Here is an 18,507-nt window from a genome sequence, read left to right on the forward strand (position 1 = left end):
GATGTATCTATTCCCTCTGACCTACACTTAAGTTAAGAACAGGCTGACTCCTGTTTATGGTACGAAGGAGAGCCGCCCCTGTAGGCGGGTTTTTTGTGCCTGTAATCTGGAAAAATCGCCGCCCTGCACTATTCTCATACCAGCTGACACAAGATCAGCAAGCCTGCCAAGGCCATGGATACCTACCTACTGATAGCCCGACGTTAACTCGGGCTTTTTTTATTTAAATCTGGCAATCAGCGCACCGCAGACTACCCTTAACTCAGCTGACAAAAGATCAGCGCGCCTGTTAAGGCAAATCATTCATACCCTTACAAAAGCCCGCCCCTAGAGGCGGGTTCTTTTTTGCCCGAAAATGGCGAATTTCTAAAGCTAGGCTAATATTTGAAACGGACGTTATGACTACCGTCATGAAGTGCAAGTAAGGTTGATAACTTTGATTTTTGCCCGTCGTTAACGCGGGCTTTTTTTGCTATTCAAAAACGGGAAAATTTCTTTAATTACTAAACCATATTTCATAAGCCAAATTTTCAAGAGCTACTATTATGCTTTCGGGAGCATCACTCTCGTTCCGAAACTAAATTTTGTGATAATTCACTGGCCTTCGTTCGCGAGGGCTTTTTTACGCCCTAACACTTCCTCATTGAGCGAACACAGCCACTTATAGGTAGTTATCCTATAGATTGGATAATGATTACCACGCTATGCTCATCACGTTCTACCCGAACAAATTTCCAATGTAAAAACTGATGTTTATTGCCCGCCTGTCGCGGGCTTTTTTTATGAGCTCTTTATCAGTAAATCTACTGCATGCCTATATCTGTTCTTGTATTGCAGATGGGTCACTTCATGATGTTGTCTTTCAAGATATGTAATGATGCTCTCAACACTTACTACTTTTCCCTGCTCAAGCACAGCCAACACTGCATCGCCAATCTCTCTTCTGACTAATAAATTCTCTTCTTCAGTTTGCATATCAACCTCAAGTAGTTTTTCACTGAGATTAGCACACAGATTTGCATAAACCTTCAAATGCACGGCGTATCATCGAACACGTCGTTCCTGGCATCGTAGATGATATGCGTCACCACCCCCTCGATCACCAGCTCGTCATCAGTGAACGAATCGCCGAACTCAATGAACACGTCCTTATCGGCCAGTGACTCCAGACCACGGCGCAGGATCGTCACCAGACGCCACACATCCATCTCGCCGTTGATTTGCGCCAGCAGCAGATTTCCGTCGACCGGTTTGATAGCGGGGTCTATCAGCAGCATCGTGCCGGAGTTGATATGCTTGCCGTGGTACCGCTCGGCGATGTACAGGCGAGATGCCGGGCCGGTGCAGTTACAGACTTTGTTCAGGTCGATTCGCGATTCAACGTAATCGCTTGCAGGTGATGGAAATCCCATAGTTCCTCCTTACTTTACGTAGCCCATGTTTTTCAGAAAATAGCGCTTACTCTCGCCCTCTTGATCAGAGTAATCGCGAAAGAACCCCTGATAGTGCGCTATCCATTCGTTCGCTTCTTGCAGTGACCAGAAGTGGTTTACCTTCGCCAACTCAGCAACAAATCGTTCCGTTGTGACAACCTGTCCTTTCTTGGGATCCTGCGTGACGCTTCGAATAAATGCACCCTTGATATCGGAATATTTGGGCATAAGCACCTCACAAAAATACTGTTCATACATACAGTATAATCATGAGTAACATGAGGAGGAAAGTCCGATCAGTGACATTTCTGTTATGCCGCTGATCGGCAAGGGAAGAAATTATATGGTGGGTTCTGAGCTACCGACAAAAGCTGCTATCTGTTTTTGTAAATCTTCGATTTGATTCTGTTGAGCTTGAATAGCACCCGTCAACTTTGCAATCATCGCCGTTTCATCAAGATAATAAGGGTCTGTTGGATTCTCTTCATCCCATCCATCCTTCAACCCTTCGCCCTTTACACATTCCGGTGATGCAACAATTAGGTCATTTGCGATAAATCCAAGCATCTCTTCTGATTCGGGCAGGACGCCGCGCTTTTTATAATTGAAAGTCGCGGGCCGCCACATCATCACTTCCTGAAGAGCAGAAACACTGTCCGTTACATATTCTTTTAGGTTTTTTAACTGGATATCTGAAGTTGATTGCATCTGAACATTGCCAACTCGTGTTTGTTGGATCCATGCCTCAAGGCTTGTGTCATTCCAATAAAAATTATAAGAATTCGATGATACGGCCCCGCTCGCCCCTCTCCTACAGCGAATATTGTTCATTGCATCGAGTGGGACGCCCAAAATACCAATATAGCCTGCTTCAAACATAGCAATCCTTCCTGTGTAATCGGAAGGGTCGTTCTGAAAGTGGAAGTCTATAAATGGGGTAGCTGCACCTTTTATCTCGATGCCTGGCATTGTTTGAACGTCGGTGAATGTATTACTTGTTAATGCTGGAACTTTAAGCGCTGTTCTGGCGGCAGCATCTGTTGTTCCACCTGTTCCACCTTGTAAAATCGGTACCGCACCAGATACTTTCGTTGCCATGTTATCGGAAAGGTACTTCCACGAAGGTCCTGGATAAGTTGAGCCGTCGGGAAGAGTAACAGTGATGTTACCCGTGCCACTGAACACCTGCTGCCAATTGGCCTTATCCAGATTTAATCCCCGGATAGCCTTCGCCACATCGGCGGCAACCTGCGCGGTAATGCCAACCAGTGTCGCATTAGGTACGGCAGTCCATGCGTTCCCAGTGGCGGTTGGTCCGCCATATGGGGTGATTAACGTTAATGATGTTGCTGATGCTGTTGCCTTGACCCCCAAGGTATAAGTCACACCGCCGACAATAACGACGATAAAGTCGTTTGCTTTTAAGTCGGTGGTAAACACGGTTCCGGTACCCGACACGGTTGCAGAGTTATTGGTTAATGCGATGGTTCCTGCCGACATGTTTTGCTCCAGGCATAAAAAAACCCGCCGGAGCGGGTTTTGGATGATTAGGGTTACATCATTTATCGCACGTTGTGCGGATGAAATTAGTTTTACTGACCCAGCGCCAGCCGAACGGATCGCCCGCCTGATACTGAGTTTGATTCGCGACCTTACGCACACCATAAATCTGCACCGGCGTTTCTTGCCCGCCGATGAGTGCCGTACCACTACAGACGGCTTGCTGCTTATCAAGGATGCCTGAGCACCCGGAGACCAAAACCGCCAGACCAATTGCCATCATAATTTTTGTCATTTTTCTGTCCCTTGAATATTGATACCAGAACGATAACAACGATATTTATGACGGGATAATTGGTTTAATAGATCAATTACTTGAAATTGATCGTTGAAAACGATCGTTTATCACAATTCATTGATTAGTAAGCAGATACATCGAGCGCGTATATCAAATCGTTTGAGTTTGCATAGCCAACATTCTCGAGCTGATCACCTCCCGGACTGACTGTCTGTGTAGAGGATATTCGCGTGGTTGATCCGTTGAAGTACGCATAGGTCTGAATGGGTGACTGGAAAGGGCGCGTTGCGCCCCCAGAATGAATGACGCCTACCATCAAGCCCGTCATCTGCGGCATTACTGCGTAATTTCCGCTGAGTGTGGTATCGATGTTGTATCCGAGATTTGCCGGGTTACCCGGCGTTCCAACAGCAATGGGCGGATTCATGACTTTGGTTTCATTGGTCAAGATGCACTGTCCCTGAGCATTGTTTATCGCAATCCCCCATGCCGGTTTGGGCTGAGGGATGACGATACCAAAAATATAAACGGTGACGTTCCCGACACTGCCGCCAGCAAGCCTGCCTACCGTGAGTGTGTATACACCACTATTATTACTCAGCCTTCCATAAACACCGGTTACATCGGACTTGAAGGCGACAACAAAGGGGCTGGACACGGATACAGCCAAATTAATATCACCTCCGCTTCCACCAAAGTTGTACACATTCTTTGAGACCAGACTCATTGGCGTCGTGTCTGGTGTTGAGAACGGAATGCCGTACTCATCGACCAATAATGCCCCGTAATTTGCCATGTCATTGCTTCACTAAATAGACGATCAGCCAACCCTCAGCTGCCGTGAATGTACCGGTTGAATAATCTGCACCGGCGCTCGAAAGCGAGACGCCGGTAGTTGTCGTGGAGATTTTGCGCCGGGCGGATGAAAGCTCTGCCCCCATAATCGGAGACTGCATCGCGGCAACCTTATAACCTGACGGAACCGCATACGACCATGCCCCCGATACCTGGTCTTTTGAGAGGTAGACTGAGCCCAGTATCAGGATTTTTACCAACCCCGTATTATTTGGGGTTCCAGAAACACTCCACGTTTGAATACCAAAGCTCGCCAATTAGAAGACCCCCGTCAGCTCACCAATCTGCACACGCAACACACCGTTAGCATCAGCAACGCTGATTGTTGTGTTGGTGGTTTTCATCTTGCCACCGGACCCAGAACCGTAGTTTACCCAGGTGCCTCCCTTATCCAAACGCCAGCCCGATACACCTGCGATATAATTTGTGGATTCGATATAGGCCGCAATCATCGCGCTCGTTATAGTCGCTTCACCAATGAATGCCTGATTAATAATGGTTTGACCGTTTTGGATCGCAAAGAACGTTTTCGGGGTTGCTCCGACCTGACTCATCACTGCAAATCTGTCTGCCAGAAAAAGAACTTGCGTCTGCATACCCGCGGGTGAATTCTCAACCCCGATCCCCATCCCAGCCGCATACTGTCTGCCATTGCTGTCAACAGCAACTTTCACGGAGTACTGGGCGGAGAGTTTGCCGTTCGTTTCGGCAAGAGCGGTGGAAGTTTGCTGAACGACTGCAGTGTTATTATCGACTTTCGCCTGAACCTGCTCAAACTGCTGAGCATAGGCTTTGTCATTATCCGCAATAGTCTGCCTTACCGTGAGAATGTCAGCCCTGTTTTTGCCATCCTCGGCCATCTGATGGTCAACGGTAGCGTTCAGGTTAAGTGCGTTTTGCAGCATCGCATCGATATTGGTATCAACCTTTGATATCAGTTGCTTTCCTGCATCAGTTTGAAGGACCTGCTCTGTGATATCACCGAGAAGTGCAATCGCATCCACATTAGAAGCGCCTCCAACAAATTCCGTCCAGTCTCCAGTATTACCAATCCTGTCCACCAATCTTGCACGGTACCATCGCCTTACACCGGCAGGCATTGGTCCATGCTGATAACTCACCCCAGGGTATGGAACGCTCGCGAGAAACTGCGGATTTTGGCCGTCAGCAGTGGTGGTCACCTGAATCTCGGTATATGCAGTGTCGCCGCTGCCTGCAGGAAATGCCCAGGTCACGTTGATATTCCAGACGACGTTGTCGCTGGCGAGCAGATTTGTCGGCGTGCCGGGTTTACCCACTTTGCCGTTCAGCGTAGTCGAATCAGCGTATCCCCACGGAGAGGACACATCGACGGCGTTGATCGCCCGGACGCGCACGTCGTACACGCCCGCATAAATTCCCTGAACGGTAAAACCCTGCGCGCTGGTCTTACCTACGTTAACCCAGTCGCCGTTGTCTTTGCGCCACTGCGCGGTGTAATTGATCGCCCCTTCCACTTTGTCCCAGGACGCCTGCAGCGTTGCGACGGTAAGCCCCTGCGCGATATGGTCAACTTCTGTGACAACGATATTTGCCGGTGCCTTCATCACGTTGGTTGGCGTCACAGTGATCGGTGCTGAATCGATTTTCACCCCATCATCGATGTAACGGTATTTATTCGGGTCGTGCTGCACGCCCGCAACCGTGAACGTACCGTCGTCGTTCGAAGATATTGACGTGATACGAAAGTATTGAATCGCTAAGTTATCGCTGTCGATGGCCCACACGGCGCCGCTCACCGGCGTCATGCGATATGCGGTGGCAACCGTGAACGTTTTCTTATCGGCGCTGACGCCGCTGATCGTCCGCGTCTGCGCTGTTCCATCGGGCAAATTCACTACCAGACGGGCGCCGATGCCGTAGTCCGCTACCCGGTCAACGGTAATGTTGTTGCCGTTAACCGCACTGATGCGTCCGCCGTTGGCTTTCCCGGCTCTGAACGGGTCAGCGATGCCAATAATTTCTGCCGGCATGGGAATGTAACCGTCCAGCCCAACGCCAAAGGACACAGTGCCGTCTTTCGCATTGGACAGGATCACCCACCGCCCGCGGCGATGCGCTTCACTTTGTGAGGTGCAACCTATCGCGGTCAGCTGGGTTTCATTCCAGTTATATCGGGCGACAAGGTCAGGCTCATAAACACTTTCGATGGTGTCTGAATAGTGATTTATTGGATCTGACCAACTGACCTGGCAGGAAGAAAAGCGGTTTTTATAGGAGCCACCGGCATACGTAAACATGCCTTCGATTACGTTCGAACTGTGGTAGGTAAAATCCACGTCATCCTGCGGGACGTCGGCGCGCACGTAAATCTGGTCGTTCCCCCAGAAGGTAATGCCGCGGAAGATGGCGGCCAGATCCCGCAACACGGTGTAGGCGTCCTGCTGGCTCTGGATGAACACGTTGCAGGTAAAGCGTGGCTCTGTGCCTCCGGCGCCGTCTGACACTGCCGCGTCGCAGTATTGCGCGATGCTGTACAGCTCCCATTTGTCAATCATGGTTGCGTCAACGCGGTTGCCCATGCCGTAAATTTCATCGAGCACCAGGTCGTAAAAAATCCACGCGGGGTTATTGCTGTAGGCAATTTTGAAATCACCCGCCCACGTGCCGCTGTAGGTTCTGGTCACCGGATCATAGGTGGTCGGTACGCGGATCAGTTTGCCCTTTGGCTTGCAGGTGGTTTTCGGCACGCTGCCGTTAAACTGGCTGGAGTCGAGCTCGACATAAAGCAGCGCGGTATTCGGATAGCGCAACTTACTGTCGATCACTTCAGCAAAAGAAAACACCTTGAAGGCGTTAATCAGCTTGGTTGAGGTTGAATCTGGAGTGATGCGGCGCACTCGGATTGTCCAGCCTGACGCCGAGTCAGGCAGATCGATGCGATGGTCACGCTGATATTCTGATGTTGTTTTTCCGTCAAACTTACCGTTGACGACCGTTTTATACGGCGCGCCGTCGGTAGAAAGGTCGATGGCATATTCCGTGACCGTGCCGACCATGTCGCCGTTGTCTTTGTACTGGTACTGAATCGGCAGGCTCAGCTTGATCCGGACAGCATCGAGCGTGAGATTTGAGAATTGCCGGGTCCACGGCGTGGAGGCTTTTACCTCGATGCCCACCGAGGATTCGTTATCAATTTCAGGCATACCCTGCAGGTAGGTCTGATCCTGTGTGCCTTTACGGTAATCCCACTTCACGCCGGTGAAATTATAGGTGCCGTCATCATTCGCCAGCGGGGTATCGTTGAGGAAGATTTGCTGCGCGACCAGGTCACCCTGAATCTCGCCCTCGGAGAGCGCTAGCACAATCTTAAGTTTCGCTTCGGATAACAGATCATCGGCCTGCTCGACCGGCGTATGGGCACTGCCGCCGCCGCCTTTAGCGCCCCGAATAATAGTTTCGCCTTGAAGTAATTGCATATGACGCCCATAAAAAAGGCCGCACTGCGGCGGCTATTGATGGATAACTGATCGAATATCAGGATGTTACCGATTTACAGTTAGATATATGGTGAGTATTCAGCCCGGTCATGATTGGAGCATGACCGTCATTCACTGGAGGGATGGCTGATTAACTCTGGGTAAGGAAATAAGATGGGCAACTATAATTTCGAAGCGGCCAACACTGATACCCCTGTTAACCCAGAGGAAACTGCACATGCTGTATTGGCCGTGTTAGCAGCATTAGGGGCTGCAATTGCAGATGGAGACCCAGCAAAGAAGGAAGATCTGCTAAAAAAATTAGATCACGCATATTTATTTAACACAGATGCAACATGCAGCACTGAAATTGCAAGAATGGCGAAATTTATCAAAGTGGCCCTAAGGTGACCCTAATAGATCCATCATCAGCATACTGAGTAATAACGCCATTTCTCACTTCTAATTTACAAGCGGTCTTTTCTGAAGGCTGCTTTTTTTTATAAAAATCTGCTTTTTTCATCAACTTTGTGCGTTTTTTATTCTTCATCACTCACTCCTGCCTTTCGGCGTTAATTAAATTACTGCTGATCGCTGGAGAAAATCCCCGCGCTGATGATTGCGCCGCCGATTTCACGCTGGCCGTAAAGCAGCGGAACGGGGTATCCCATTGCCACCGTATTCACCGGCGCGCCGAAGGCGTAGTTGGCTTTGTTGTCGGCGTCAGACGATGCCCCGACGTTAAAACTGGGCTGTGGCGTGAGCATCTGCACCACGCCGCCGATGGTCATACTAAGACCAATACCCACCAACGCGGTTGTTGTGCCGGCTACTGCTGCCGCACTGTATCCGGCTGCGGACGCCCATGCAGCGAAGGAAGCGCCAGCCGTAAAGAAGGCGGCCACCAGGGCAACAGCGCCGATCACGATCTGGAGTGTCCCCGCTCGCTTCGCCCCTTCAATCACCGGCACCATGGTGTACTCGGTCGCCGCCGAGGACATGTCGAACTCCTCAAGCGAGATGTTGTTCTTGCCGCTGTAAAAAGCGAACTTCACCCCATTGAGATGGGCGTTTGAAACGTACTTTTTGAACCCCTTCACCTGCGAGCACATCGCGCGCAAAAACTCGTTGATGTCCGCCACGTGAAACCGGTGAACCCTGCCGAATTTCTTTCCGATTGCGCCTTTGAGCGTCATGGTTTTAAGCATCAGCTAACTCCTTGCGACGGACGACGCGAACCGTCCGATCTCGGTAATATTTGCCGTATGGAACGCGGGCAGATAGGTTGCCAAACATGTGGTGAACCATGATGTTATCACCGAGATAAATCGCCGCGTGATTGGTCACCGGCGCCTGAACGCGCATCATGATCATGTCACCCGGCTGCATGCTGCTGGCATCAATCTCAACGAACCCTTCAGCCTGCCAGTTATCGTCATAGAGATTTTCTTTCCCGTCGACCCACCACTCACGGTCAACCGAGTAATTATTTACGGCAATGCCGTGCTCCATCCGGTAGTAGTCCATGATGAGTGACCAGCAGTCAGCATGGCCCAACACCCAGCGGCGGCCAGCAAGCTCGCGATCGCCGCGCGGTGACAGCGTACAAAAGTCACCGTCCGGCCACGACATGATCCCCCACTCCACGCCGGAGTGGTCACACTGGATGCGGTCCATTTCTGACGGCACCAGCTGCACCACATCGGGGTGGGAGTGGATCACCATGATGACGTCCCCGACCTCGGTCGCCGCCAGATAATCATCCGGCGACAGCGTGAAGGTTTCAGCTGCGTTTTCGGCGATGTTACGACAGGGAATAAAACGCTGGCCGGTGCCGGTTTCGACGATCAGCCCACAGGCCTCGTTCGGATACTCGGCGGCCACGTGCGCCCGGATTTCGCTGAGAAGTTTTTTTCGCATGATTATTTCCCCTGCAGGTTAGCCGCCGGAAAGCCGCCGAAAGGTAGCGGATTTTCGGTGCCCAACCGCAACTTGCAATCCGACATCCGGCCGCCGCACACATCCAGCGCGGGATTACTCGTCGGCGTGCCGTCTTTCAAGAAATAGTTAGTACCGTTGTAATCGCAGCCGGTCCCCGTTCGATACCATCCACGCATGCACCAGGTGCACACCGGGGTTATCTGGCGAGTCGGCAGCTGCAGGCTTTGAACGTCGAAGGGAGAACACAGCTCGAAGTCGACCTGAATCCGCGTCTCGGCTTTTTTGGCGTTGATGTAGTAGAGCTGCACGCGTTCATCAATCGAGCTGGCCGTCGGGTTTCCCGCCGTCCAGTTCGCGGCATCAAGATATTTGGCCAGCGTGGTGTGCACTTTAACTTTTGCTTTCACCATGTCGTCGTACTGCAGGCACAGCGCCGTGACGTAGTTTCCCACGTTACCCACCGAAAGCGTTGGCGTTGGCTGCGACCCCGTGCTGGATAGCTCCAGACCGGTTAACTCATAGGGGTGCGGATCGTATTCATTACCCTGCCAAACGATTGACGGCAGGTTGTCGGCGGCGAAAGACTTCCAGCCCGCGGAGTCTATGTTATGCGCATGAAAGCGCAGCACGGTGTCGAAGCCAAACGCCGTCCCGTCGATTTCAATCAGCTGGATCAACTGCCCCGGTTCAAGCGACTGCACGTCCTGTGTAAAGCTCATGAGCTCTCCTGATAGTTAACACATCGTGTTGTAATACAGCCTCAGCGCGTTATGAGTGGTTCAAAGCGCGTTATGAGTGGTTCAAAGCGCGTTATGAACCAGTGACGAATAGATTAAAAAAGCCGCCGGAAGGCGGCCTCAGATAGTAGTGATGATATTAAGGCGCAAACGCCTGCTCGAAAGTGAAACTCAGCGTCGCCTTGTCTCCCGCGGGAAAGCTGACCGACACTGAATCAGACTTTACCCGCCAGAGGAGCCGCTCTCCCCACGGAGTCGTCCACCAGAAGGATGAAATCACGTGGCTCAGAAGAAATTGACGGATCGACGACGCCTCCGATTTTTTACCCGTCCAGCTCAGGTTCCACGTTTCAGCTTTGGCATTGATGCCGCTGGCGGCAACCTGCTTGTAGCCGTCGCCGAACTGCGCTTGTAGCGTTCTGACCGTGTCGGTACCCTGGGCGCTTTTCTGCGTTCGCCAGGTAAAGGTGTCTGTAGGCATCACTTCTCCCAAAATTACAGAATGCGTCATGCGGAATTATTTTTTATACAGCAGGCCGCCGGGAGCCATTTCCTTCCTGAGCCTGTCCGATATTGTCTGCTGAACAATGCCCTGCAGCTGTTTGGCGGTGTTTGCCGTATCGCTGCTGCTGACGTCATTCGATGAAGACTGCTCGCCGATGGTCACCGGGGCGTAAACGCTGATATCGGTCGCGCCGAACCTGCCCGCCGCCCCGCCGGTTCCCACATACCCACCCGTGGCATAGCCCTTCATCAGGCGATAAAGATTAGCCACGCCCAAACGGCTGGTCGCCTCCTTGGTGAAAACGAACTCCCCGCCGTGAACGATGCCTTTGGGCTCATACTTACCGCCGTGCCCGGTGTAGCCGCCCACGTCAAACTCGCGGATATAGCCGCCGTTATAAGCCAGCTGCAAATTACTGTAGGCCCCTGATGAGAAGGATGTGTTTGAGGATGAAGATGACGCGCTGCTGCTGATCCACCCCAGCGCGGTCTGGACGGTATAGGCCACGATTAACCGGCTGATGACCTGACCGATCATTTTTAAAATAGAGACACTAAACTCTTTAAAGCTGGCTTTACCGGTGGTCGTCAGGCTTGTCAGGCTGTCAGCAAGGCCGTTGAATCCCGCCTGCGCCACCTGTTGCACCGAAGTGAATACATCGGTTGCAGATTCGGCGTATTCGGCCCAGCCCTGTTTCGCGCCCGCCACCCAGTTCGACCGCAGCGCGTCCTCTGCCGCATACGTTGCCTGCTGCTCCTGCAATACCCTTTTCTGAGCGTCCGGATTGAATGCATAGGTTTCCTGCAGACGCTGCAGCGTCGCGGCTCTTTCCGCCTGTTTTGATGAAACGCCATCCGCCTGAGCATCCAGCGCAGCGCGCTTTGCCGACTGCTGCAGCGCAAACTTATCCGCCTGATCGGAGAGCGCATTCAGGCGCTGCTGGGCCGCGACTTTATCCCCTATCGCCGCCAGCTGCCGTTTGTACTCCAGCGTTTCTTCTTTATGCGCCAGCAGGGATTTTTCCTGCGCGGACAGCTGGCGGGTGCTGGCCGCCTGCTCCAGCACTGTGTACTGATTCTCCGTCTGCCACAGGTCTTTGCGCTGCTGGCTGATAACGTCGTTCACGCTGGTGTGCTGCTGAAGGACTTTGAGCTGGGCCTGCAGGGTCATCAGCTCACCCTGCGCATTATCCGTCGCCTTGTCCCCCGCCGAGGTGGTGATCGCCTTCGCTTTGGGCGTTTTCGGGTCTTTATATTTCTCTTCAATACCCTTTTTAATCTGGGCAATTTCATCGTCGCTCAGCGCCTGATTAAGCCGGCGGCGTTCGGCAATGTACTGATTAAGACGCTGGTACTCCTGCGTTCTTTGCTCTTCCTTGCTCTGACCCGCGTCAGAAATCGACTGGAAGTGCTGCTGATTCTGAAGCGAGCTGCGCTCAAGGTTTGACTGTTTCTGTTTTTCGTCGGTTTTTCGCTGCTCGGCATGAAGCTGCTCGGTCAGGGAGGAGACCATCTGACGTGCCTGATCGCGGGCGGTTTCCAGCCCAAACCGCTGCTGCCCCTGCGCGGCGGTGTTTCTCAGCCCTTTGTCCAGCTCATACAGCCTGTCCGTGGCGTCCGCGAGCTGTTTCTGAAGCGAGTCCGCCCGGCCAATATCCAGCAGGCGGTTCCACATGGATTTGAAAGAGTCGCCGACGTAGTCCGCCGCGGTTTCCAGCGCGCCCATGTTCTCTTTAATGTTCCCGGCCATGTCCTTGAAGCCGGCGGCGGCGGCTGTGTTGGCGTAGTTAAGCGCCTCGGTGTACTTGCCGGAGTCCTGCAGGCTTTTCACGTAGTCCAGCTGCTGGGCGGTAACATGACCATATTGCTCGGCCATCGCCCGCAGCCCGCTTTGCGGATCTGAGGTAATGCGGCCAAACGCCGCCGCCAGATCCTCAACTTTGGTGCCGGTGGCGTCGGACAGGGTAGAAATGGAGGTGGCCACGCCCAGGAAGTTTTCCCCGAGATTGGCCCCCGCTTTGACTAACGCATTGAGCGCCGCGGTACCGGCGGTAAAGGAGTCGCCGCCCTGCGCAATCGCCTCGGCCATTACCAGCAGGTTGTTGGCAGTCTGCCCCGAGCGGTCACCGGTCATCACCAGCGATTTGTTAAATTCGCTGAGCACCCCCTGACCCTTTACAAACGAATAGGCCACGGCCACCACGGCAACGGCCAGCGCCACAAAGCCCAGGGTAGCCGGCGTGAGCAGGCCACGCACCTTCCCCAGATTTTCGGCGTTCTCCGCCAGCGCATTGGCATTCTCAGATAACGAATCTTCAGACTTTTCAGCCGAATCACTGACGCCAAAGAGCGCGGCCTGGATCGCACGGAAGAGGTTCGATACGCCGCCGAAGGAGTCTTTAACCTGCCCGCCCTGCTGGAGCATGATAAGGAAGGGGCTTTGCCCACCGGCGAGCTGGGTCGCGATATCGGTAAACTGTGCGGGGAGGTTGCGCAGGGCGTTGTTGTACTGCCCCACGGATATCCCCACCCGTTTTGCCACCAGCTCCTGACGGGAGAAGGACTGCTGAACCTGTGCAGACGTCTCAACGGCGGCGGCGCTCAGCCCGGTAAACTGCTTACGCACGTAGCCGAGTTGTTCATTGAATTTCGCGGCGTCAACGTCAAGATTAACGACCAGATCACCCACTGGCTGGGCCATAGCGCACTCCTCCTGGCAGGCTTTCTGCGATCGCCATTAGTTGTTCATCATCAGGTTCGTGATTTTCTTCCACGACCTTGGGTTTAAGCAGGCTAAAATGGCCCGCGGTCAGTTCTGTTTCCCCGCACACCAGCGATAAAATATGGAGGCTAAGCGAGGCAAAATGGGCATCAAGTAACGCCTCTTCGAAGTAATGGGTCTGATAGAACTGATGCCACTCCTCGAGCTCGCTGGAGGACATGTTTGAAAGCATGGTGCGCCAGTTGGGTCGTCTCAACTCGCGCGCCAGCTGCATAACAAAGCCCTTTTCACGGGTTAGCGCTTTTCCGCCGTCTCCTCTTCAGCGACCAACTCTGAGGGCGCAGCTTCCGTGGTGACCTCGCCCTGCTCCGGGTTCAGCATGCCGGACAGGATTTTGACCTGCGTATCCGCTTTGCCGATGGCCTCGACCGGCCAGGTGCTCATGACCTGCTGCTGCAGGTCGTGAATATCCGGCTTTGGCGACTCACTGTGCCAGAGCGACATAGCAATGATCATCGCGCCGGCGCGGATATTGAGCTCGACCAGCGCGGACGCCAGAGTCTGATCATCAGGCTCATCTTTCGGCAGGGCCTTTTCCTGCGCCGCCAGATAATGCAGCAACTCAACGCGCTGCAGCGCCGAGAGCTCATACAGCGTGGTTTTCGCCCCGTTAAACTCAAACAGTTCAGACTTTAAAAACATGCTCGCTCCGTTAGGCCGCCGTGACGGTCAGGTTACAGATGGCCACTTTCTGACCCTCATTGGTCATGATGATGATTTGCGCCGTGCCCGCTTTGACGCCTTTGGCCGTCACGTTTTTGCCGGAGACGGTGATGGTGGCAACGGAAGGGTCAGATGACGCCGCGCTGAAAGAACCGTTGGTCGCGCCGTCAGGCAACACCGTGACGCCGATGACGCTGTTCTGCCCGACCACGACGCTCGCGGCGGACGGGGTGACGGTGACGCCCGAAACCGGAACCGCGGCGGCCTGATTGCTCTCCGCCAGCGCCGGCTTGCCGGTGTTGGTGATTTTCACCGTGCGGGTGATCACCTCTTTTACCGGTACCGCTTTGCCCAGGCTGCTGATCCAGCCCCGGAAAACGTCCACGGCGGTGTTGGGGTAACGGATTTTGTACCCGCGCACCGCGCCGTCGTAGAACCAGTTAACCAGATCCTGCTGGCCGCTTTCGCCCGGCTTCCAGGCCAGCGTAAAGGAGGTGTCACCCGACGATTTAGCCCCCTGCGCGGTGCCGTTCCAGTCGGCGTCGGCATCATCGAGATAGGTGTCATCGTAGGATTCCGCCGTCATTTCACCCGGCGTCAGTTCCTTGATTTTCGCCAGCCGCGTCCAGTCCTGATCCGATAACGGATTGGCATAGGGATCGCCGCTGCCGGTGTAAATCCAAAGCGTGGTGCCCGCGCCTTTGGTCGGTTCGAGTTGTGTGGTCATAGATTCCTCACATTAAGTAAGTCAGGGTGTAACGCAGGTCAGCAGATCCCCACGTCGACATTTCATCATCGCGCTGGTAGTCGTAGCCCTCTGGCGTGATGTTTTCGATAAGGTCTGAAAGTGCCGGGATGTCGCCTACCACCGGATAAATATGCTGCTCCATCCACCGGTCGAGCTCGGTGTCGGGGCTCACCGCCTTGAGAAAAACCTCGACGTGAAGCGTTGCCCGCCATTCGTCTTCATCGAGGGTTTCCCCGGTAGGTTCAGCGCCCGAAAGATAGACGGCGACGGCGGGCAGGTCTTCGGCGGTCAAAAAGCTCGGGCGACCGTCATACCAGGTCACGGAGGGGGCGGTCACCGAAAGCTTAAGCGCGTCCAGCACGGCGTTGCGGATGTTGGGGTGCTTTATCATCGTTTAACGATAAGCCTCAGTTGATTTTTCAGGGCCGCCGCCATCTCTTTGGGCATATCGCTTTGCATCAGGCGGTTTGTCTCCACCGTATAGGCGTTGGTCAGCGGCGTCGTCAGGGGGATTTTCACCACGTCTATCGGGTACCGGCTTTTCCCCGAGCGCTGGAGAACGTGCCAGCGTCCGTTGGCAAGCTGCTGAATAAAGGCGTCGCGGAACGTAAAGCGCCCGATTTTCAGCACGCTGCCCTGCCCGCGCACGTTGCCCTTACGCCGGGAGATACGCATTTGCGCGACCCCGAGCTTGATGGCGGGCAAGTTGCCCCGGTTGATTTTTAACGTGGCGACCGGTCGGTTCATCGTGGCCTTTTTCAGCTTTGCGCGCTGCATGACCAGCTTTCTCGGCACCTTCGTTTCCTTCGATACCGACGAACTGCTCCGGCTGATCGCCCGCCCCGCCACCCGGTTCACGGCCTGCGCCGAGGCGCGGGGAACGGCGGTCTTACTGATGTTGTTCAGATTACTGATCGCCTGTTCAAGCCCTTTGATGGTCATGTGCTCCCCTTTATTCCAGCCAGATTTGCGGCTTTCCGTTAAACACCTGATGGCGGGTGACGATGTAACTTTCGCCCTGATACATCACCTGATCGTTACGGTGAGGCCGGTAAGCGGCAGAAAAAATCACCACGGACAGGCCGTCACCGCTGACCGGCCCCATTTCGGGCAAAAAGTGGCTTTCAACGCCGGTAAGCACGGCGCCGTTAATCACCACGTCTCGCCCAAAGCGCGCGACGGTGGTGGCATCCATCCGCGCCGCCAGCGCATCGAACGGGTTAGGCATTGAGTTTGACTTCAACGACGGTCGAACCTGCACCGGCCTGTTCCCACGCGATCCCAGCCGCCACGGCATCCGCCGCCGCCAGCTGGATTTCACCGTCCGCGATATACACTTTTGTCCCCGCCGGAATGGCGTCGGCGGAGACTTTCGGCAGCAGGAATACCCCTTCCGCCATGCCCGTACCGGTTTCATTCGGGGCAATATCCACCAGTGAGACAACGAGCAGGGAACCCAGCACCACGGGGGCGCCGCTCTCAATCACCGCCTGACCGGTATTGGTAATGGAAATGGTCTGCCCTTCCTGCACAAAATTCTTAGCCATAACAAAGCTCCATACGCCCCGCGAAGGGGCGAATTTTAGGTATAAAAAAAGCCCTGACGGGCGTGAAGGTAACGCGGGGAAATGTTACTGGCCGCTGGACTTGACCAGGCCGCGGTAATCCAGCGGCGCCACGCCGGCGTCGATGCGCACTTTCGTCGCGATGCCGTCGGTATTGAAGCCTTCCTGCTGGTCGATGTACGGCAACTCGACCCCGTTCAGGTAAGCCACCTCGATGGTGTCCATGCCCTGCGCCGCCGCCAGATACCAGGCTTTCGCGCTGTTATCATCGAGGCGTGGCTCACCGATAACCGTCGCAAAGTTCTGGATCGGGTTGATGATGCCGGCGTTCACGTCAGCCCCTTTCACGCTGGCTGATTTGATCGTCTGGTTGGCGACCGTCTCAAGCGCGGTCGGCACCAGCAGGAAGGCCGGGCGAATGTTCAGGGTGCGCCCGGTGGTCGGCTCTTTCTGCACGCGCATCAGCTGGCGAGCCGCATCCAGAGTTGTGACGTCAATGGTGCCGGTTGCCAGGTTTTTGTGATCGCTGCTGAACAACGTCTTACCGTCAGACAATTTAGGGTTGCCGGTGAGCACCGCATACACCAGATCGCCGATGGTGGCCTTCGCCGCGCGCCCCATTTTCATCGGCACGTCGGTCAGCTGGTTCAGATCGTCATTGATGATGGCCTGACGGGTAATGGAGAAGATTTCACCGTAGGTGGCCAGCGCAATGGTTTCACTGTTGTCGGCGGTGGTCACGTATTTGTACTCCGCCCCTTCGCGCACCTTACGCAACGACGGGAAGCCGCCCATGCCGACGCGGTGCGCCGTTTTAAAGTCGGAGAGCTGCCCTTTCTTCGTCCAGGCTTCGAAGGTCTCTTCCGACTCTTCCCAGCCCTGCAGCAGGGACTTATTCGCCACGTCCAGCAGGATATTGCCGAAATCAGAGGTGCTGTGGGTCAGGGAAAGGCCGACCATCTGCATCGGGTTGAACGCCCCCACGCTGACGCCGCGTTCGGTCAGCGACATGCGCGCATATTCGCGCAGCGTCATGCCGTTGTAGACGTTGTCGTTTTGGCGTTCTTCATAGCCCGCGCGCGCCATCAGCGCCTGACGAATGCCGTCGCCGGTAAAGTTACCGTTCCCTGCGTAGATGTGCGCATTGCCGCCGTTTTTATTCGACGGACTGGCGTCTTTGCCCAGCATGACCAGCAGCTTGTCCTTGGCCTGCTCGACCGTGCAGTCGATGTCTTCGATGCACGTCGCCTGCAATTCCTGATGGCGGCCGCCGAACATCGCGAACAGGTCTTTGATCCCCGTGACGCGCTGTTTCTGCGCGGCAATGACCTGATTGCGGATGGCGTTTTCATCCAGTGCGGCAGGTTCAGTCACGACCGCCGGTGCCTGAGTCGTCGCTTTCGGCTTGGTGATCATGTTTTTCAGTGCGTTTGGCATAGCGTCGAATTCCTCGATACGTTTTGAATTAATGCGGGCCATCGCCTGCACCGCGGTAGAAATCTGGTCAGCAAAACCGTGCTCAAGGCACTCCTGCGCGGTCATCCACGTTTCCTCACCCAGCATCAGGGCAAGTTCGTCAGGGGTTTTGCCGGTTTTTTTGGCATAGGAGGGGATCAGCACGGCCTCGACCTTGTCCAGCAGGTCAGCATAGTCGCGCATGTCGTTGGCATCGCCGCCGGTGATCCCCCAGGGCTTGTGGATCATCATCATGGCGTTTTCAGGCATGATGATGGGATTGCCCACCATGGCAATCACCGAGGCCATTGAGGCGGCAAGACCGTCGATATACACGGTTTTGCTCGCCGTATGGCTGTTAAGCAGGTTGTAAATGGCAATGCCGTCAAAGACATCGCCGCCCGGCGAGTGGATATGCAAATTGATATGGTCCAGATCGCCCAGCGCTTTCATGCTGCTGGCGAACTGGCGGGCAGTCACGCCCCAGTAACCAATCTCGTCATAAATATAAATATCAGCAGTCTTGTCACCGCTGGCCTTCATGCGGAACCAGCTTTTGTCCCCCGCG

The 18,507-nt window shown here is 54.3% G+C and carries 23 protein-coding genes and 1 pseudogene; 1 reads left to right on the forward strand and 23 read right to left on the reverse strand.

Annotated elements, in window-relative coordinates; all coding sequences use genetic code 11:
- Window positions 1-780 precede the first annotated feature (780 nt).
- The 8 genes from ACMHLI_RS12435 to ACMHLI_RS12470 all read right to left on the reverse strand — a co-directional run bounded on the left by ACMHLI_RS12435 (window position 781) and on the right by ACMHLI_RS12470 (window position 7,544).
- On the reverse strand, window positions 781-975 hold the full coding sequence (locus ACMHLI_RS12435) for a hypothetical protein (protein ID WP_213050555.1): 195 nt from the start codon (window positions 973-975) through the stop codon (window positions 781-783).
- A gap of 53 nt (window positions 976-1,028) precedes the next feature.
- Window positions 1,029-1,412: a DNA repair protein gene (locus ACMHLI_RS12440; protein WP_413529749.1), complete on the reverse strand. Its 384-nt coding sequence runs from the start codon at window positions 1,410-1,412 to the stop codon at window positions 1,029-1,031.
- A 9-nt stretch (window positions 1,413-1,421) separates the two neighbouring features.
- On the reverse strand, window positions 1,422-1,691 hold the full coding sequence (locus ACMHLI_RS12445; RefSeq protein WP_413529750.1) for a hypothetical protein: 270 nt from the start codon (window positions 1,689-1,691) through the stop codon (window positions 1,422-1,424).
- Window positions 1,692-1,772: 81 nt separating this feature from the next.
- On the reverse strand, window positions 1,773-2,933 hold the full coding sequence (locus ACMHLI_RS12450) for a tail fiber domain-containing protein (RefSeq protein ID WP_413529751.1): 1,161 nt from the start codon (window positions 2,931-2,933) through the stop codon (window positions 1,773-1,775).
- A gap of 58 nt (window positions 2,934-2,991) precedes the next feature.
- Entirely contained in the window at window positions 2,992-3,228 is a 237-nt protein-coding gene (gene cor / locus ACMHLI_RS12455) for a phage exclusion lipoprotein Cor (protein WP_413529752.1), read from the reverse strand.
- A 124-nt stretch (window positions 3,229-3,352) separates the two neighbouring features.
- Complete coding sequence (locus ACMHLI_RS12460) at window positions 3,353-4,027, reverse strand: hypothetical protein (protein ID WP_413529753.1); 675 nt, start codon at window positions 4,025-4,027, stop codon at window positions 3,353-3,355.
- Window position 4,028: 1 nt separating this feature from the next.
- Window positions 4,029-4,187 (reverse strand): hypothetical protein, encoded by a 159-nt coding sequence (locus ACMHLI_RS12465; RefSeq protein WP_413529754.1) that lies wholly within the window; start codon window positions 4,185-4,187, stop codon window positions 4,029-4,031.
- A 156-nt stretch (window positions 4,188-4,343) separates the two neighbouring features.
- Window positions 4,344-7,544 carry a host specificity protein J gene (locus ACMHLI_RS12470; protein WP_413529755.1) on the reverse strand — a complete coding sequence of 1,067 codons (3,201 nt, stop codon included), beginning with the start codon at window positions 7,542-7,544 and terminating at the stop codon, window positions 4,344-4,346.
- A 174-nt stretch (window positions 7,545-7,718) separates the two neighbouring features.
- On the opposite strand from ACMHLI_RS12470, the gene ACMHLI_RS12475 reads away from it, so the two are divergent.
- Entirely contained in the window at window positions 7,719-7,955 is a 237-nt protein-coding gene (locus tag ACMHLI_RS12475; RefSeq protein WP_413529756.1) for a hypothetical protein, read from the forward strand.
- On the opposite strand, the gene ACMHLI_RS12480 is transcribed toward ACMHLI_RS12475, so the two are convergent.
- From ACMHLI_RS12480 to ACMHLI_RS12550, 15 genes and pseudogenes are all read right to left on the reverse strand, one after another.
- The gene (locus ACMHLI_RS12480; RefSeq protein ID WP_413529757.1) at window positions 7,936-8,094 is read right to left on the reverse strand and encodes a hypothetical protein; all 159 of its coding nucleotides are present in this window, start codon (window positions 8,092-8,094) and stop codon (window positions 7,936-7,938) included. The two genes, ACMHLI_RS12475 and ACMHLI_RS12480, sit on opposite strands and share 20 nt — an antisense overlap.
- Before the next feature lie 31 nt (window positions 8,095-8,125).
- Window positions 8,126-8,752: a tail assembly protein gene (locus ACMHLI_RS12485; protein ID WP_413529758.1), complete on the reverse strand. Its 627-nt coding sequence runs from the start codon at window positions 8,750-8,752 to the stop codon at window positions 8,126-8,128.
- Complete coding sequence (locus tag ACMHLI_RS12490; protein WP_413529759.1) at window positions 8,745-9,464, reverse strand: C40 family peptidase; 720 nt, start codon at window positions 9,462-9,464, stop codon at window positions 8,745-8,747. The genes ACMHLI_RS12485 and ACMHLI_RS12490 overlap by 8 nt, the downstream gene beginning before the upstream one ends.
- Window positions 9,465-9,466: 2 nt before the next feature.
- Entirely contained in the window at window positions 9,467-10,204 is a 738-nt protein-coding gene (locus tag ACMHLI_RS12495) for a phage minor tail protein L (protein WP_413529760.1), read from the reverse strand.
- A gap of 157 nt (window positions 10,205-10,361) precedes the next feature.
- Complete coding sequence (locus ACMHLI_RS12500) at window positions 10,362-10,703, reverse strand: phage tail protein (RefSeq protein ID WP_413529761.1); 342 nt, start codon at window positions 10,701-10,703, stop codon at window positions 10,362-10,364.
- 36 nt (window positions 10,704-10,739) lie between these two features.
- Window positions 10,740-12,476, reverse strand: a complete 1,737-nt coding sequence (locus tag ACMHLI_RS12505) for a phage tail tape measure protein (protein ID WP_413529856.1) — start codon at window positions 12,474-12,476, stop codon at window positions 10,740-10,742.
- An 87-nt stretch (window positions 12,477-12,563) separates the two neighbouring features.
- Window positions 12,564-13,427: pseudogene (locus ACMHLI_RS12510) on the reverse strand (phage tail length tape measure family protein); the annotation flags it as partial.
- Window positions 13,408-13,722, reverse strand: coding sequence for a phage tail assembly protein T (locus ACMHLI_RS12515; RefSeq protein WP_112166094.1), 315 nt, complete (start codon window positions 13,720-13,722; stop codon window positions 13,408-13,410). The gene ACMHLI_RS12515 and the pseudogene ACMHLI_RS12510, both read right to left, overlap by 20 nt.
- A gap of 20 nt (window positions 13,723-13,742) precedes the next feature.
- A complete protein-coding gene (gene gpG, locus ACMHLI_RS12520) occupies window positions 13,743-14,150 on the reverse strand; it encodes a phage tail assembly chaperone G (protein ID WP_413529762.1) in 408 nt (135 codons plus the stop codon).
- A gap of 10 nt (window positions 14,151-14,160) precedes the next feature.
- Window positions 14,161-14,898 carry a phage tail protein gene (locus tag ACMHLI_RS12525; protein WP_217149451.1) on the reverse strand — a complete coding sequence of 246 codons (738 nt, stop codon included), beginning with the start codon at window positions 14,896-14,898 and terminating at the stop codon, window positions 14,161-14,163.
- Between the two features lie 7 nt (window positions 14,899-14,905).
- Window positions 14,906-15,310, reverse strand: a complete 405-nt coding sequence (locus ACMHLI_RS12530) for a phage minor tail U family protein (RefSeq protein ID WP_413529763.1) — start codon at window positions 15,308-15,310, stop codon at window positions 14,906-14,908.
- Window positions 15,307-15,861, reverse strand: a complete 555-nt coding sequence (locus ACMHLI_RS12535; protein ID WP_413529764.1) for a phage tail protein — start codon at window positions 15,859-15,861, stop codon at window positions 15,307-15,309. The genes ACMHLI_RS12530 and ACMHLI_RS12535 overlap by 4 nt, the downstream gene beginning before the upstream one ends.
- Window positions 15,862-15,871: 10 nt before the next feature.
- A complete protein-coding gene (locus tag ACMHLI_RS12540) occupies window positions 15,872-16,147 on the reverse strand; it encodes a DNA breaking-rejoining protein (RefSeq protein ID WP_112166085.1) in 276 nt (91 codons plus the stop codon).
- Window positions 16,140-16,466 (reverse strand): DUF2190 family protein, encoded by a 327-nt coding sequence (locus ACMHLI_RS12545; protein WP_413529765.1) that lies wholly within the window; start codon window positions 16,464-16,466, stop codon window positions 16,140-16,142. The genes ACMHLI_RS12540 and ACMHLI_RS12545 overlap by 8 nt, the downstream gene beginning before the upstream one ends.
- An 84-nt stretch (window positions 16,467-16,550) precedes the next feature.
- Entirely contained in the window at window positions 16,551-18,482 is a 1,932-nt protein-coding gene (locus ACMHLI_RS12550) for a ClpP-like prohead protease/major capsid protein fusion protein (RefSeq protein WP_413529857.1), read from the reverse strand.
- Window positions 18,483-18,507 lie beyond the last annotated feature (25 nt).

This window comes from Rahnella inusitata (assembly GCF_965118895.1).
In the GTDB taxonomy this organism is placed as follows: domain Bacteria; phylum Pseudomonadota; class Gammaproteobacteria; order Enterobacterales; family Enterobacteriaceae; genus Rahnella; species Rahnella inusitata_A.

What these genes read in the sequence shown, in the direction of transcription:
- ACMHLI_RS12435 (WP_213050555.1), bottom strand. Translation starts at nt 975, where the DNA reads ATGCAAACTGAAGAAGAGAATTTATTAGTCAGAAGAGAGATTGGCGAT.
- ACMHLI_RS12440 (WP_413529749.1), bottom strand. Translation starts at nt 1,412, where the DNA reads ATGGGATTTCCATCACCTGCAAGCGATTACGTTGAATCGCGAATCGAC.
- ACMHLI_RS12445 (WP_413529750.1), bottom strand. Translation starts at nt 1,691, where the DNA reads ATGTATGAACAGTATTTTTGTGAGGTGCTTATGCCCAAATATTCCGAT.
- ACMHLI_RS12450 (WP_413529751.1), bottom strand. Translation starts at nt 2,933, where the DNA reads ATGTCGGCAGGAACCATCGCATTAACCAATAACTCTGCAACCGTGTCG.
- cor (WP_413529752.1), bottom strand. Translation starts at nt 3,228, where the DNA reads ATGACAAAAATTATGATGGCAATTGGTCTGGCGGTTTTGGTCTCCGGG.
- ACMHLI_RS12460 (WP_413529753.1), bottom strand. Translation starts at nt 4,027, where the DNA reads ATGGCAAATTACGGGGCATTATTGGTCGATGAGTACGGCATTCCGTTC.
- ACMHLI_RS12465 (WP_413529754.1), bottom strand. Translation starts at nt 4,187, where the DNA reads ATGCAGTCTCCGATTATGGGGGCAGAGCTTTCATCCGCCCGGCGCAAA.
- ACMHLI_RS12470 (WP_413529755.1), bottom strand. Translation starts at nt 7,544, where the DNA reads ATGCAATTACTTCAAGGCGAAACTATTATTCGGGGCGCTAAAGGCGGC.
- ACMHLI_RS12475 (WP_413529756.1), top strand. Translation starts at nt 7,719, where the DNA reads ATGGGCAACTATAATTTCGAAGCGGCCAACACTGATACCCCTGTTAAC.
- ACMHLI_RS12480 (WP_413529757.1), bottom strand. Translation starts at nt 8,094, where the DNA reads ATGAAGAATAAAAAACGCACAAAGTTGATGAAAAAAGCAGATTTTTAT.
- ACMHLI_RS12485 (WP_413529758.1), bottom strand. Translation starts at nt 8,752, where the DNA reads ATGCTTAAAACCATGACGCTCAAAGGCGCAATCGGAAAGAAATTCGGC.
- ACMHLI_RS12490 (WP_413529759.1), bottom strand. Translation starts at nt 9,464, where the DNA reads ATGCGAAAAAAACTTCTCAGCGAAATCCGGGCGCACGTGGCCGCCGAG.
- ACMHLI_RS12495 (WP_413529760.1), bottom strand. Translation starts at nt 10,204, where the DNA reads ATGAGCTTTACACAGGACGTGCAGTCGCTTGAACCGGGGCAGTTGATC.
- ACMHLI_RS12500 (WP_413529761.1), bottom strand. Translation starts at nt 10,703, where the DNA reads ATGCCTACAGACACCTTTACCTGGCGAACGCAGAAAAGCGCCCAGGGT.
- ACMHLI_RS12505 (WP_413529856.1), bottom strand. Translation starts at nt 12,476, where the DNA reads ATGGCCGGGAACATTAAAGAGAACATGGGCGCGCTGGAAACCGCGGCG.
- ACMHLI_RS12515 (WP_112166094.1), bottom strand. Translation starts at nt 13,722, where the DNA reads ATGCAGCTGGCGCGCGAGTTGAGACGACCCAACTGGCGCACCATGCTT.
- gpG (WP_413529762.1), bottom strand. Translation starts at nt 14,150, where the DNA reads ATGTTTTTAAAGTCTGAACTGTTTGAGTTTAACGGGGCGAAAACCACG.
- ACMHLI_RS12525 (WP_217149451.1), bottom strand. Translation starts at nt 14,898, where the DNA reads ATGACCACACAACTCGAACCGACCAAAGGCGCGGGCACCACGCTTTGG.
- ACMHLI_RS12530 (WP_413529763.1), bottom strand. Translation starts at nt 15,310, where the DNA reads ATGATAAAGCACCCCAACATCCGCAACGCCGTGCTGGACGCGCTTAAG.
- ACMHLI_RS12535 (WP_413529764.1), bottom strand. Translation starts at nt 15,861, where the DNA reads ATGACCATCAAAGGGCTTGAACAGGCGATCAGTAATCTGAACAACATC.
- ACMHLI_RS12540 (WP_112166085.1), bottom strand. Translation starts at nt 16,147, where the DNA reads ATGCCTAACCCGTTCGATGCGCTGGCGGCGCGGATGGATGCCACCACC.
- ACMHLI_RS12545 (WP_413529765.1), bottom strand. Translation starts at nt 16,466, where the DNA reads ATGGCTAAGAATTTTGTGCAGGAAGGGCAGACCATTTCCATTACCAAT.
- ACMHLI_RS12550 (WP_413529857.1), bottom strand. Translation starts at nt 18,482, where the DNA reads ATGAAGGCCAGCGGTGACAAGACTGCTGATATTTATATTTATGACGAG.